An 11,261-nucleotide genomic window follows, 5' to 3' on the forward strand; every position below is an offset into this window, starting at 1 on the left:
CTCAACACCGCCCTCGAAGTCGAACACGACTACCAAGCCTGGATCGCCGAACACTACGCACCACCCCCACCGTTCTAAACGGTGTTCACTCCCCGGTCAGCTTCAATGCGGATGCCGGGCATAGCTTGACGGCCTCGCGGGCATGTGCGATCTCATCGTCGGGAACCTCGTCCACGAGCACCTCGACAATGCCGTCGTCGTCCTGATCGAAGATCACGTCAGACACCATCATACAGTTGCCCGAGGCGATGCAGGCGTCCTGATCTGCTTCTACTTTCATGGCATTCACCACGTTACCGCCAATGATTTCAGCCCGTAGATGAAGTGAAAAGACCGGTACTCGACGTCTTCGAACGGTTCGGCCAACGCCAGGTTGCCGAACCGGCGTAGCAGGGCCGGGAAGGCGATCCGCATCTCCATCCGGGCCAGCGGAGCCCCGAGACAGTGGTGCACGCCGTGGCCGAAGGCCAGGTGTCCGGGCGCGCCACGACGGATGTCGAGGAGGTCGGGTGAGCCGATGAAGTCGGGATCGCGATTGCCCGCGGGCAGTGAGGCGAAGACCAGCTGGCCGGCCGGAATCCGGACTCCGGCGATCTCGACGTCGGTGGTGGTGAAGCGGGGGATGGCGTTCTGGACGATGGACAGCCAGCGCAACAGCTCCTCCACGGCTGGGCCGACGGCGTCCGGCACGTCACGCACCGCGGCGAGCTGCTCCGGGTGGCGCAGCAGTGCCAGGACCCCGAGGCCCAACATGTTCGACGTCGTCTCGTGTCCGGCGAGCAGCAGCAGCCCGGCGATCCCGATGAGCTCGTCGTCGGACAGCTCGGCGCCGTGGTCACGCACCAGCATGCCCAGGATGTCCTCGCCCGGATCCTGGCGGGCCCGCTCGACCAGGCCGCGCATGTAATCACGGCTCTGCCGTTGCAGCGCAAGACGTTCGGCGATGGGCAAGGACAGGTCGAGCTGGAGTGTAGAGCGGTGCTGAAAATCGTCACGGTCCTCGTAGGGCACCCCGAGCAACTCGCAGATCACCAGCGAGGGGATGGGCAGCGCAAAGTCGGCCACCAGATCCGACGGTGGGCCGGCCGCGGCCATCGCGTCCAACCGGTTGTCGACGATCTCGACGATGCGAGGTTCCAGACGTTTCATCCGGCGGATGGTGAACTCCGCGGTGAGCATGCGGCGCAGCCGCTGGTGTTCGGGCGGGTCGAGGCCCAGCAGATTGCCGGCCCGGGTGCGGGCGATCTCCTCCTCGGACATCTCCGGGGAGCCCGGGAGGGCGAAGCCCGGCGGCCTGCTGTTGGAGAACCGTTCGTGGTCGGACAGCATGGCCTTGACGTCGTCGTGGCGAGTCACCAGGTACACCTCGTTGCCCAGTGCGCTCACGACCGTGCGGACCCCGTCGGTCTCCCGGATTTCACGCAGGTCCGGTGTGGGGTCGAAGCCATTGCGCCGCATGTGCAACGGCGGTTGCGGTGTGGTCGGGTGGCTGAGGGCCCCTGTCATGCCACGACGTTACTGCTCAGCGCGCAACCCCGGCCACCAGATCCGGGGCCCGACCAACGTGAACAGGGCGGGGATGATGACGGTACGCACCACAAAGGTGTCCAGCAGGATGCCGAGCCCCACGATGATGCCCAGTTGTGTCAGGACGATCAGTGGCAGCACGCCAAGCACGCAGAACACCGCCGCCAACACCACACCGGCGCTGGTGATCACCGCGCCGGTGGCCGACACTGCCCGCACGATGCCCTGACGCGTGCCGTGCTCGGGTGTCTCTTCGCGGGCCCGGGTCACCAGGAAGATCGTGTAGTCCACGCCGAGCGCCACCAGGAACAAGAATGCGAACAGCGGGGTGCTGTTGTCCAGGGCCGGAAAGCCGAAGACGTGCACGCTGGCCCAGCCGCCCAAGCCGAGCGCGGCCAGTGCACTGAGCACGGTGACCCCGACCAGGAGCAGCGGGGCGAAAACTGAGCGCAGCAACAGGTAGAGCACGGCCAGTACCACGGCCAGGATTGCCGGGATGACGACCACACGGTCCCGCTGGGCCGCCGCGGCGGTATCCCGGGCCTGGGCGTCGGACCCGCCGACCAGTGCCGAGGGGTCGGCCGAATGGACTGAATCACGCAGCGCGTCAATGGTTGTGAAGGCCTCGTCGGATGCGGGCTCAGCCTTGAGGATCACCGACCACTGGCTGAGCCCGGTCGAGGATTGACCGGAGGGGGCGGCCGAGACGATGCCCGGGGTGTCGGTGATCGCCCGCTGCACCGCGCCGAGCTTGGCGGTGGAGGCGATGACTCGGGTCGGATCGGTCAGGCCGCTCGGGAAATGTGCGGCCAGGGTCTGGTAGCCGGTCACGGATTCGGCCTGCACCCGGAACTGCTGAGTCTGCGTCAGCCCGATCGGTGTTGTCAGCACGGCGGTGCCGAGCAGGGCCAACCCGGCCAGCGAGGTGACGACGACGCGAGCCGGCCTGCGGGCCACCGAGTCTGCGATCCGGTGCCAGACACCGCTTTCGGTGAGCGGCTGGGCACCGACCTGGGGAATGAATGGCCAGAACAGCCGCTTGCCGCACAGCGCCAGCAGCGGCGGGAGCACCACCAGGACGAAGATCGCGGCGACCACCAGACCCGACGCCGCCTGCAGGCCCAGGCTGCGATTGCTGGGCGCCGAGGCGAACAGCAACGTCAACAGCGCCAGCACCACGGTGGCGTTGCTGGCCACGATGGCCGGGGCGGCGGCCCGCACCGCAACCACCAGCGCCTCGCGGTGCTGCTCACGCCGGCCGAGTTCTTCCCGGTAGCGCGAAATCAACAGCAGCGCATAGTTGGTGCCGGCACCGAAGACCAGCACGCTGGTGATGCCGGAGGTGGAGCCGTCGGGTGCCAGCCCGAACGCCGAGGCCACCGAGGTGCCGACGACGGCGCCCACCCGGTCGGCGAAGGCGATCACCAGCAGTGGGACCAGCCACAGCACCGGGGAGCGGTAGGTGATGATGAGCAGCACGGCCACCACCGCGGCGGTCACCGCGAGCAGCGTGATGTTCGCTCCGGCAAACGAATTCGCGATGTCGGCGCCGAACGCCGGCCCGCCGGTGATCTGGGCCTTCAGCTCGGCGGGCAACCCGTCGCCGGCGGTGGCACGCAGATGCTTCACGGCGTCGTTGAGACCGAAGCCGGAAAGATCGGCGCTCAGCGGCACGGTGACCACCGCCGCCTTGCGGTCATCCGAGACCGCCAGCGGCGGGCCGCCCACCTCAGGCACATCGGTCATCCGACCGCGGGCCGCGGCGGCCGCATCGATGTCGGCCATGGTGAGCTCACCGCCGTCGGTGCGGGTCACCACCAGGATTGCCGGAACCTGATTTCCGCCGGGGAAATCGGCGCGCAAAGCGTCGGCCCGAGCGGATTCGGCGTCGGCCGGGACCGCGACCGGTGACTGCGAGGCGGCGTCACCGCCGCTGAGCAGGCCGAGTAGCCCGCCGGAGACCACCACGACCAACAGAGCCAGCCACGTCAAGCGCCTAATCACGGTTCAGCGTCGCCTCTTCCAAATCGAGCCCATGCAGCACAGTACGCAGGATCTCGTCGTCGATGTGACCGGCGTCGCGTTCGGCCACGAACGCATCCCGTTCGGCGGCAAGCATTTCCAGCCGCAACCGGCGGAAGGCCGAGGTCGGGCTCTCGCCGATGTCGGCGTCGTCGCGGCCCAACCGTTCCCAGGCAGCGTTGCGGCGCCGGGTGTTCCATGCCCGCAACACGTCGGCGGCGCGTTCGGGTACGTCCGTGCCGGCCGACTCTTCGGCCAGCAGGGTGTCGAGCCGGTCGGCCGCGGCCCGGGCCGCCTTGTCCTGTGCCGCGGCGGTGGCGATCGCGTCGCTCTGGGCTTCGTCGCTCTGCGCCCCGAGCTTGCGGATGAACCACGGCAGCGTCAGGCCGTGCAGCAGCAGGGTCCCGACGACGACCACGAACGTCAGGAACACCAACTGCGGCCGCCCGGGGAACGGGTCTCCGGCCAGGGTGGTGGCCGGGACGGCGAACGCGGCGGCCAACGACACGACGCCACGCATACCCGCCCAGGCCACCACGAACACCTGACCGCGCACCGGCGCCGTTTCGTGGCTGCGCAGCTTCTTGGACAGCAGCCGCGGCAGGTAGGCCGAGACGTACACCCACACCATCCGCACGGCGATGACGGTGGTGAGCACCGCCGCCGAGGAGATCGCCAGCGTGGCGGCCGAGACACCGGCCAGCTCGTTGATCACCTTGGGCAGCTGCAGCCCGATCAACAGGAAGGCGAACGATTCCAGGATCAGTTGCAGGGCCTTCCACACCGCCTTGTCCTGCAAACGCGTGGCATAGCCGGCCTGGGTTTCGCGCTGGCCCAGCAGCAGCGCCGCCACCACCACGGCGAGCACCCCGGAGCCGTGGATCTCCTCGGCCACCAGATAGATGAAGAACGGTGCCAGCAGCCCGATTGCGCTTTCGACCAGCGGATCGTCCAGCCGAGTGCGGATGTAGTGCACCACCATGCCCAGGACCCAGCCGACCACCACGCCACCGACGGCGGCCAGCGCGAAGGTGCCCATACCGCTGCGCCAGGTGGCTGCGGTGCCGATAGCTGCGCCGAGGGCGACCTTGTAGGCGGTCAGCGCGGTGGCGTCGTTGAGCAGGCTTTCCCCGCCCAGCAGGGTCATGGTGCGCCGGGGCAGGCCGAGGCGGCGGCCGACGGCGGTGGCCGACACCGCGTCGGGCGGGGCGACGATGGCACCCAGCGTCAGTGCCGCGGCGATGGTGAGTTCGGGCACGGTGTGGAACGCGACGATGCCGACGACGAACGTGGTGGCCAGGGGCAGGCCGATGGCCAGGAAACCGATGGGCCGGATGTTGCGGCGCAGCGCCACGTAGCTGCTCTCCAAGCCCGCCGACCACAGCAGCGGAGGCAGGATCACGAACAGCACCAGATCGGGATTGAGCTGGACGTCGTGGAACCCCGGCAGGGCGCTGCCGGCCAGCCCGGCCACCACCAGCGCCAGGGGCGCCGAGACGTCGAAGCGGCGGGCCACGGCGGCCAGCAGGATTGCGGCCACCAGTGCCGCCAGGAGCGAGGCACCCACGTCGTCAGCCCTCCTTGCTGTGCTTGCTTATCCTTGGTCAACATGTTGAGGAGATCACGTCGGCGGGAGCACAATCCGGCGCCTCGCACGTGTGAACATCTGGACGCCGAGGTCGCCGAGCCGCAGCCCGTGACACCTGGCCGGTGCCAGGAGTGCGCGGAGCTCGGCGAGAACAACTGGGCGCATCTGCGGATGTGCATGGCGTGTGGTCACGTCGGTTGCTGTGATTCCAGCCCGCATCAGCATGCCACCAAGCATTTTCACGACAGCGGTCATCCGGTGATGCGCTCGGCGGAACCCGGCGAGAACTGGCGTTGGTGCTATCTCGACCATCGGGTTGGGTGATCTGGCAGGGTGGAGCGTGCGATGAGTGAATCGATTGAGGACGCGCAGACCGATGACCTGGCCGAGACCAAAGAACCGGCGGCGACGGTGCTGCTGTTGGGTTCCGGTGAACTGAGCCGTGAACTCGCGCTGGCCTTCCAGCGGCTGGGCGGTGTGGTGGTGGCCGCGGATCGGTATTACGCGCCGGCGCACGGTGTCGCGGACCGCTCGGCGGTGATCAAGATGAACGACGCCGAGGAGCTCACCGCGCTGATCGAGCGGGAGAAGCCGCGGTATGTGGTGGCCGAGTCCGGCGTCATCGCCGCCGACGCGTTGATCGCGGTGGCCGAGCGCGGCGACATCGAGGTGTTGCCGAGCCCGCGCAGCATTCGACTGTCGCAGGACCGTGAGGGTTTGCGCCGGCTGGCCTCCGATGAGCTCGGCCTGCCCACGGTGCCGTTCTGGTTCGCCGGGTCGGTCGAGGAGCTGACCGCGGTGGCCGAGCACGCCGGCTACCCGTTGGTGGTCAAGCCGGTGGTGGGGGCGACGCGCGACGGCGAGTCGGTGCTGCTGCGTCCCGACGACGTGGGTCCGGCCTGGCAGCGGGCGACCACGGCCGGGCAGATCGTGCACAGCCGGGTGCTGGCCGAGTCGGTGGTCGAGGTCGAGTACGAGGTCACCATGCTGACGGTGCGGACCGCGGGGCCCTCGGGTGCCGGGGTGCAGTTCTGTGAGCCGATCGGGCACCGTCACGTCGGCACTGACGTGCTGGAATCCTGGCAGCCGCAGGTCTTGCCGCCGGCCGCGCTGGATGCCGCGAAGTCCATCGCGGCGCGGATCGTCAACGCGCTGGGCGGGCGTGGGGTGTTCGGCGTCGAACTGCTGGTCCAGGGCGACGACGTGTACTTCTCCGATGTGCGGATCCGGCCGCACGACAGTGGGCTCGTGACATTGCGCTCGCAGCGGTTGTCCGAGTTCGAGCTACATGCCAGGGCGATCCTGGGTCTGCCGGTGGACACCATCATGATTTCGCCGGCCGCCGCCGAGGTGGCCTACGGCGGTGCCGAGGTCCACGAGCCGTCCGGGGACGTCAGCGCGGTGCTGGCCGAGGCGCTCGCCACGTCTGAGAGCGACGTGCGGCTGTTCGGTCACCCCGGTGAATCCGAGGCGCCGCGGCGGCTCGGTGTGGCGCTGGCCACCGCTCCCGACGTGATCATCGCCCGTGACCGCGCCCGCCGGGTCGGCAGCGCACTGCGCAAGCTGTGGTAGGCCGGGGTGGCTGAGGAACCGGGCGAAGCCGCAGATCGCCCCACGATGGCGCCGTTCCTCGGCGCTCTGGCCGTCATTGTGCTCGCGGTGATCGTTGTGGTGCTGCTCAACTCGTTCGGCGGCGACGGGCTCAGCGAAGACCAGCGGGTGGGCCGGGCGGCGGTGGGTCAGAACGATGCGCTGCAGCGGGAGAACTTCGGTGAGTACGCCGACTACACCTGCACCGCCCAGCGCGGGACTGAGGCAGATTTCCTTGCCCGCCAGCGCGATTCGGTGGCAAAGCAGGGGGCCCGGTATGTCGACGACGTGACCGCGGTGCACATCGAGGGCGACCGGGCCACCGCGACGGTGGTCTACCACTTCGAGCACGCCCCCGATGCCAAGGTGAACACCGAGACGGCCTTCGTGCGCGAGGACGGCGAATGGCGCGTCTGTTCGAGTATGGGAGACTCACGCCCGTGAGCTATGCAGGAGACATCACGCCTGAGGAGGCCTGGAAACTTCTGAGTGAGAACTCCGAGGCCGTGCTGGTGGACTGTCGCACCGACGCCGAATGGCGGTTCGTCGGGGTGCCGGATCTGTCCACCCTTGAGCGTGACGTGGTCTACGTCGAATGGAACCGGACCGACGGCAGTCACAACGACGCCTTCGTCGATGATCTGCAGGCGTCGGGCGTGACGCCGGGCGAGCGGCCGGTGGTGTTCCTGTGTCGCTCCGGCAACCGTTCGATCGGTGCCGCCGAGGCCGCCACCGCAGTCGGCATCGGGCCGTCATACAACATCCTCGACGGCTTCGAGGGCAACCTCGACGAGAACCGTCACCGTGGCGGAACCGGCTGGAAGGCCGTCGGGCTGCCTTGGACACAAAGTTGAGTAGCAGAGTCGAAAACAACATGACTGACATCCCATCTGTCCGGATCCCGGCGGCGCTGCCCGAGGGCGTCAGCCAGGCCACCATCGGGGTGCGCGGCGGCCTGTTGCGCTCGGAGTTCGAAGAGACCTCCGAGGCCATGTATCTGACCTCGGGCTATGTCTACGAGTCGGCGGCTGCCGCGGAGAAGTCGTTCACCGGGGAGATCGACCGCTTCGTCTACTCCCGCTACGGCAACCCGACCATCTCGATGTTCGAGGAGCGGTTGCGGCTGATCGAGGACGCACCCGCGTGCTTCGCCACCGCCAGCGGCATGGCGGCGGTGTTCACCGCGCTGGGCGCGCTGCTGGGCGCCGGTGACCGACTGGTGGCCGCCCGCAGCCTGTTCGGGTCGTGTTTCGTGGTGTGCAGCGAGATCCTGCCGCGCTGGGGCGTGGAGACGGTGTTCGTCGACGGCGACGACCTGTCCCAGTGGGAAGAGGCGCTCTCGGTGCCGACGACGGCAGTGTTCTTCGAGACGCCGTCCAACCCGATGCAGTCCCTGGTCGACATCGCCGCGGTGTCCGAGCTGGCCCACGCCGCCGGGGCAAAGGTGGTGTTGGACAACGTCTTCGCCACTCCGCTGCTGCAACAGGGCATGCCGCTGGGCGCCGACGTGGTGGTGTATTCGGGCACCAAGCACATCGACGGTCAGGGCCGGGTGCTCGGCGGCGCGATCCTGGGCGACAAGGAATACATCGACGGCCCGGTGCAGAAGCTGATGCGCCACACCGGCCCGGCGATCAGCGCCTTCAACGCCTGGACCTTGCTGAAAGGCCTTGAGACGCTTCATGTCCGGGTTGACTATGCCAACCGCTCGGCGCAGCGGATCGCCGAGTTCCTGGAAGGGCACTCGGCGGTGAGCTGGGTGAAATACCCGTTCCTCAAATCGCATCCGCAGTACGACCTGGCGCAGAAGCAGATGCGGGGCGGCGGCACCGTCATCACCTTCGAGCTGAACGGCAGCGCCGGCAAGGCGCGTGCCTTCGAGGTGCTCGACAAGCTGCGCGTCATCGACATCTCCAACAACCTGGGTGATGCCAAGACGCTGATCACCCATCCGGCCACCACCACCCACCGGGCCATGGGGCCGGAGGGGCGCGCCGCGATCGGGCTGGGCGACGGCGTGGTGCGCATCTCGATCGGGCTGGAAGGCACCGAGGATCTGATCGCCGATCTGGATCAGGCGCTGAGTTAGGCGGATTGGCGTGTCCAAGGGTTCCGACGCGAAGAAAGCCCGCCGGCGCAAACGGCGGGCCGCTCGTCAGACGCGGTTGGTGCCCCAGGAGATGGTGGATGGGCTGGCCGATATCCCCGACGCCGTCGTGGCCGACCTGGCCGAGTTCGATCAGCGAATCACCGCGCGCGGCTGGACTTTTGACGAGGAAGAGTCCAACGACGATTACGCGGTGTGGTTCTACGAGCCCTCCGGCGCCGAGGTCGAGGACGGCCTGCCGGTGACCTCGCTGTGGCTGGATGCGGCCGAGGACGGCGCGATCGTACGGGTGGTGTTCGTCGGCAGCGTCGAGCGCTACGAGTTCACCCATGAGGAATTGGCCGACGACGGCGCCCTCGACGTGATCGAGGGCTACCGCGTCGGCCAACCGCTGCCCCGGTTCTAGCTCTCGATGACGCCCTGGGCGGACCGGGCCCGGTCTTCGTAGCTCTTGCGCTTGGCGGCGTCGAACTCCAAAAACACCCGGTCCAGGCCGAGCAGCTTGTTCAACCTGCGGCGGCCCTTGGGTGGCAGCATCTGCGCGGCCTGCGCGGTGAACCGCAGCGGCGGCGGGACGGATACGTGGGTCTTGGGCTTGTTGAGCGTCTTGATGATTGCGGCGGCGATGTCTTCGGGCTCGACCGGCTTCATCGCGCCGGTGGCCTTGGTGCCCGCGATCAGGTCGGTGTTGGTGAACGGCGGCATGATCACCGAGACGTTGACCCCGTGCGGGGCCATCTCGTCGGCCAGCGCGGTCGTCAGGCCCACCACGGCGTACTTGGCGCCGACGTAGACGACCTGGCCGGGCAGCGGAATCAGCCCCGACAGCGAGGCGATGTTGATGACGTGGCCGCTGCGCCGCTTGACCATCTCCGGCAGGGCCAGCTGGCAGCCGGTGAGCACGCCGTAGACGTTGACCTCAAGCGAGGACCGGATCGACTGCTCGGTCTCGTCGAGGAACGGGCCCACCGGCATCACGCCGGCGTTGTTGATCAGGACGTCGATGTGCCCGCCACCGTCGGTGCGGGCCTTGTCGAGGAACGTCGCGAACGATTCGCGGTCGGTGACGTCGAGCGGATAACCCGATACCTGGCCGAGCTTGCTCAGCTCGACGACGGCCGAGTCCTGGAGGGCGACGTCACGGTCACCGATGACGACGCGGGCGCCGTGGGCCAGCAGGGCCTTCGCGGTGGCATAGCCGATACCGCGAGCAGCGCCGGTGATCGCGATGGTCTTGCCCCTGATGTTGTCCATGGCGGCGAACTTTACACGTGTCAAGTTTGGTGCGGAAGGGGGTGGCGGACCTCGGGGTAGCCTCGGCGGGCGTGATGGCGAATGGCAGTGAGCAGCAGACCAGCGAGACCGTCGACCAGTTCTGCGAGCGGGTCAACTCCGCGATCGACGACGCGAGCCTGGTTCTGCTGCTGAGCATCGGCCACCAGACCGGGCTGTTCGACACCATGGCGAAGCTGCCGGGGGCAACCAGCGCGGAGATCGCCGCGGCGGCCGGCCTCACCGAGCGCTATGTGCGGGAGTGGCTGGCCGGCATGACGGCCGCGCGCGTCGTCGACTACGAGCCGGACGCCGCGACATACCGGCTGCCCGACCACCGTGCCGCGGCGCTGACCCGATCGGCTGGTCTCAACAACCTGGCCCGCCTGGCCCAGTACCTTCCGCTGATGTCGGAAGTCGAACAGAAGATCGTCGGCTGCTTCCGGGACGGCGGCGGACTGGATTACGGCAACTATCCGCGCTTTCACACCGTCATGGCCGAACGTAGCCGCGAGGTGTTCGACGCCGGGCTGATCGACTCGGTGCTGCCTCTGGTCGCGGGCCTGCCGCAGCGTTTGGCGGCCGGAGCGGACGTCGCCGATTTCGGTTGCGGCAGTGGGTACGCCATCGGCCTGATGGCCCAGGCCTACCCGGCCGGCAGGTTCACCGGCATCGATTTCTCGGACGAGGCGATCGCCACGGCAGCGGACCAGGCCGCGCAGCGTGGCCTGACCAACGTCACCTTCCGGAAAGCCGACTTGGCCACCCTCGACGAGCCCGCGAGCTACGACCTCATCACGGCCTTCGATGTCATCCATGACCAGGCGCAACCGGCGCGGGTGCTGGAGAACATCCATCGTGCGCTGCGGCCCGGCGGGGCGCTGCTGATGGCCGACATCAAGGCGTCCAGCCGGCTCGAGGACAACATCGGTGAGGCGCTGGCCACCTACCGCTACACGGTGTCGCTGACCCACTGCATGCCGGTGTCACTGGCGCTCGACGGCGCCGGGCTGGGCACGATGTGGGGCAGGCAGGTGGCGGTCTCGATGCTCAACGACGCCGGATTCACCGACGTCGAGGTCGCCGAGGTCGAGTCGGACCCGTCGAACTACTACTACATCGCGTTCAAATCACGCTGATCCGGAGGGCATGAAC

General features: G+C 68.2%; 12 protein-coding genes. 7 read left to right on the forward strand and 5 right to left on the reverse strand.

Features of this window, described 5'->3' with window-relative positions:
- Positions 1-85: 85 nt before the first annotated feature.
- From FR943_RS02725 to FR943_RS02740, 4 genes are read right to left on the reverse strand one after another with little or no spacing between them, the layout of a single operon-like run.
- Entirely contained in the window at positions 86-280 is a 195-nt protein-coding gene (locus FR943_RS02725; RefSeq protein WP_217154779.1) for a ferredoxin, read from the reverse strand.
- Between the two features lie 5 nt (positions 281-285).
- Positions 286-1,506, reverse strand: a complete 1,221-nt coding sequence (locus tag FR943_RS02730) for a cytochrome P450 (protein ID WP_217154780.1) — start codon at positions 1,504-1,506, stop codon at positions 286-288.
- A gap of 9 nt (positions 1,507-1,515) precedes the next feature.
- Positions 1,516-3,531, reverse strand: coding sequence for an MMPL family transporter (locus tag FR943_RS02735; RefSeq protein WP_217154781.1), 2,016 nt, complete (start codon positions 3,529-3,531; stop codon positions 1,516-1,518).
- Positions 3,524-5,116 carry a Na+/H+ antiporter gene (locus FR943_RS02740; RefSeq protein ID WP_217154782.1) on the reverse strand — a complete coding sequence of 531 codons (1,593 nt, stop codon included), beginning with the start codon at positions 5,114-5,116 and terminating at the stop codon, positions 3,524-3,526. Before FR943_RS02740 ends, FR943_RS02735 begins: the two co-directional genes overlap by 8 nt.
- Before the next feature lie 42 nt (positions 5,117-5,158).
- Here FR943_RS02740 and FR943_RS02745 point away from each other — a divergent pair, with 42 nt between their 5' ends.
- The 6 genes from FR943_RS02745 to FR943_RS02770 are packed head-to-tail and all read left to right on the forward strand — an operon-like array spanning position 5,159 to position 9,240.
- Positions 5,159-5,461 carry a UBP-type zinc finger domain-containing protein gene (locus FR943_RS02745; protein ID WP_217154783.1) on the forward strand — a complete coding sequence of 101 codons (303 nt, stop codon included), beginning with the start codon at positions 5,159-5,161 and terminating at the stop codon, positions 5,459-5,461.
- A 21-nt stretch (positions 5,462-5,482) separates the two neighbouring features.
- Positions 5,483-6,709, forward strand: a complete 1,227-nt coding sequence (purT, locus tag FR943_RS02750; RefSeq protein ID WP_217154784.1) for a formate-dependent phosphoribosylglycinamide formyltransferase — start codon at positions 5,483-5,485, stop codon at positions 6,707-6,709.
- Between the two features lie 45 nt (positions 6,710-6,754).
- Positions 6,755-7,171 carry an Rv0361 family membrane protein gene (locus FR943_RS02755; RefSeq protein ID WP_217154822.1) on the forward strand — a complete coding sequence of 139 codons (417 nt, stop codon included), beginning with the start codon at positions 6,755-6,757 and terminating at the stop codon, positions 7,169-7,171.
- The gene (locus tag FR943_RS02760; RefSeq protein WP_217154785.1) at positions 7,168-7,581 is read left to right on the forward strand and encodes a rhodanese-like domain-containing protein; all 414 of its coding nucleotides are present in this window, start codon (positions 7,168-7,170) and stop codon (positions 7,579-7,581) included. Before FR943_RS02755 ends, FR943_RS02760 begins: the two co-directional genes overlap by 4 nt.
- A gap of 20 nt (positions 7,582-7,601) precedes the next feature.
- Complete coding sequence (locus tag FR943_RS02765; RefSeq protein WP_217154786.1) at positions 7,602-8,816, forward strand: O-succinylhomoserine sulfhydrylase; 1,215 nt, start codon at positions 7,602-7,604, stop codon at positions 8,814-8,816.
- A 10-nt stretch (positions 8,817-8,826) separates the two neighbouring features.
- Positions 8,827-9,240 carry a hypothetical protein gene (locus FR943_RS02770; RefSeq protein WP_217154787.1) on the forward strand — a complete coding sequence of 138 codons (414 nt, stop codon included), beginning with the start codon at positions 8,827-8,829 and terminating at the stop codon, positions 9,238-9,240.
- On the opposite strand, the gene FR943_RS02775 is transcribed toward FR943_RS02770, so the two are convergent.
- Entirely contained in the window at positions 9,237-10,088 is an 852-nt protein-coding gene (locus FR943_RS02775) for an SDR family oxidoreductase (RefSeq protein ID WP_217154788.1), read from the reverse strand. The two genes, FR943_RS02770 and FR943_RS02775, sit on opposite strands and share 4 nt — an antisense overlap.
- Before the next feature lie 74 nt (positions 10,089-10,162).
- On the opposite strand from FR943_RS02775, the gene FR943_RS02780 reads away from it, so the two are divergent.
- Positions 10,163-11,245, forward strand: a complete 1,083-nt coding sequence (locus tag FR943_RS02780; RefSeq protein ID WP_217154789.1) for a class I SAM-dependent methyltransferase — start codon at positions 10,163-10,165, stop codon at positions 11,243-11,245.
- The last annotated feature ends 16 nt before the right edge of the window (positions 11,246-11,261 follow it).

Source organism: [Mycobacterium] fortunisiensis (assembly GCF_019050325.1).
Taxonomy (GTDB): Bacteria; Actinomycetota; Actinomycetes; order Mycobacteriales; family Mycobacteriaceae; genus Mycobacterium; species Mycobacterium fortunisiensis.

Bases quoted from the DNA above. Each gene is read 5' to 3' on its own strand.
- FR943_RS02725 (WP_217154779.1), bottom strand. From the start codon at position 280: ATGAAAGTAGAAGCAGATCAGGACGCCTGCATCGCCTCGGGCAACTGT.
- FR943_RS02730 (WP_217154780.1), bottom strand. From the start codon at position 1,506: ATGACAGGGGCCCTCAGCCACCCGACCACACCGCAACCGCCGTTGCAC.
- FR943_RS02745 (WP_217154783.1), top strand. From the start codon at position 5,159: ATGTTGAGGAGATCACGTCGGCGGGAGCACAATCCGGCGCCTCGCACG.
- purT (WP_217154784.1), top strand. From the start codon at position 5,483: ATGAGTGAATCGATTGAGGACGCGCAGACCGATGACCTGGCCGAGACC.
- FR943_RS02755 (WP_217154822.1), top strand. From the start codon at position 6,755: ATGGCGCCGTTCCTCGGCGCTCTGGCCGTCATTGTGCTCGCGGTGATC.
- FR943_RS02765 (WP_217154786.1), top strand. From the start codon at position 7,602: ATGACTGACATCCCATCTGTCCGGATCCCGGCGGCGCTGCCCGAGGGC.
- FR943_RS02775 (WP_217154788.1), bottom strand. From the start codon at position 10,088: ATGGACAACATCAGGGGCAAGACCATCGCGATCACCGGCGCTGCTCGC.
- FR943_RS02780 (WP_217154789.1), top strand. From the start codon at position 10,163: ATGGCGAATGGCAGTGAGCAGCAGACCAGCGAGACCGTCGACCAGTTC.